This is a genomic window from Rhizobacter sp. P2_H2, assembly GCF_056403375.1.
Genome location: NZ_JBFUFP010001349.1, coordinates 1 through 1,250 on the forward strand (window position 1 = coordinate 1; position 1,250 = coordinate 1,250).

The 1,250-nt window shown below is 71.9% G+C and carries 3 protein-coding genes; 1 reads left to right on the forward strand and 2 read right to left on the reverse strand.

The features are described 5' to 3' along the window. A partial coding sequence (locus tag AC1D15_RS32975) for a Bug family tripartite tricarboxylate transporter substrate binding protein (RefSeq protein WP_477829383.1) occupies positions 1-566 on the forward strand: 566 nt, incomplete at its 5' end. Here AC1D15_RS32975 and trmL read toward each other — a convergent pair. Beyond that, positions 567-1,037 (reverse strand): tRNA (uridine(34)/cytosine(34)/5-carboxymethylaminomethyluridine(34)-2'-O)-methyltransferase TrmL, encoded by a 471-nt coding sequence (gene trmL / locus AC1D15_RS32980; protein ID WP_477829384.1) that lies wholly within the window; start codon positions 1,035-1,037, stop codon positions 567-569. A 20-nt stretch (positions 1,038-1,057) separates the two neighbouring features. Then, the coding region (locus AC1D15_RS32985; protein WP_477829385.1) for a ComF family protein at positions 1,058-1,250 on the reverse strand (193 nt) is incomplete at its 5' end.

The following is a 1,250-nucleotide window of genomic DNA, read 5'->3' on the forward strand; positions in this document are numbered from 1 at the left end:
TCGACACGCTGGCCGATTTCGTGCGCGTCGCGAAGCAGCGCAAGGGCCAGCTGAACTACGGCAGCGTCGGCAACGGCAGCGCCGCGCACCTGGCGATGGAATCGTTCAAGGCGCGCGCCGGCCTCGACATCGTGCACGTGCCCTACCAGGGCTTCCCGCAGGTGGTCAATGCCATCCTGGCCGGCCAGGTGCAGGCCGGCTTCATGGTGCCCGGCATCGCGATCGGGCAGGTGAAGGCCGGCAAGCTGAAGGCGCTGGGCGTCACGACGCTCGGCCGCTTCGGTGCGCTGCCCGACCTGCCGACCTTCGTCGAGCAGGGCTACGCCGGCTTCGAGGCGATCTCGTGGCAGGCGGTGCTGGCGCCGGCCCGCACGCCGCAGCCGGTGATCGATCGGGTGTCGGCCGAGCTGGTGCGCATCATCAAGTCCGACGAGGTGCGCGGCCGGATCCTCGGCCAGTACTTCAGCGCTGCCGGCACCGCGCCCGAGGCGCTGGCGAGCCTGATGAAGTCGGAGCGCGAGCGCTGGGGCAAGGTCATCAAGGCCGCCGGCGTTCAAGCGGAGTAGTCACGCCCCGCCGGCGTAGCCGTTCTGGCGCCACGCCTCGAACACCGCGACCGCGACCRCATTGCTGAGGTTCAGGCTGCGCTGCCCCTCGCGCAGCGGCAGGCGCACGCGCTGCTCCGTGGGAAACGTCTCGCGCAGATCGGCCGGCAGGCCGGCGGTCTCGGAGCCGAACACCAGCCAGTCGCCAGCCTGCCAGGCGACCTCGGCGAACGGCCGGCTGCCGCGCGTCGTGAACGCGAACAGGCGCGCCGGATCCGGCTGTGCAGCGGCGAGGAATTCCAGCCACGAGGCGTGCCGCTTCACCGGCGCGAACTCGTGGTAGTCGAGCCCGGCGCGCCGCAGCAGCCGGTCTTCCATCGAGAACCCGAGCGGCTCGATCAAGTGCAGTGCGCAGCCGGTGTTGGCCGCGAGCCGGATCACGTTGCCGGTGTTCGGCGGGATCTCGGGGTGGACGAGGACGATGTTGAACATGGGCGCGATTGTCGCGGGCCTCAGGCACTCGCCGTGGGCCGCGGCGTGCGCGCGACGACCCAAGTCTCGACGCGCGCCGCGCCGGCCTGCTTCAGCACGCGGGCCAGTTCGGCCAGTGTCGCGCCGCTGGTCATCACGTCGTCGACCAGGGCGACGTGCCGGCCCGCCAGCTCGCCGCGCCGCAGCGGCTCGACGGCGAAGGCGCCGCGCACA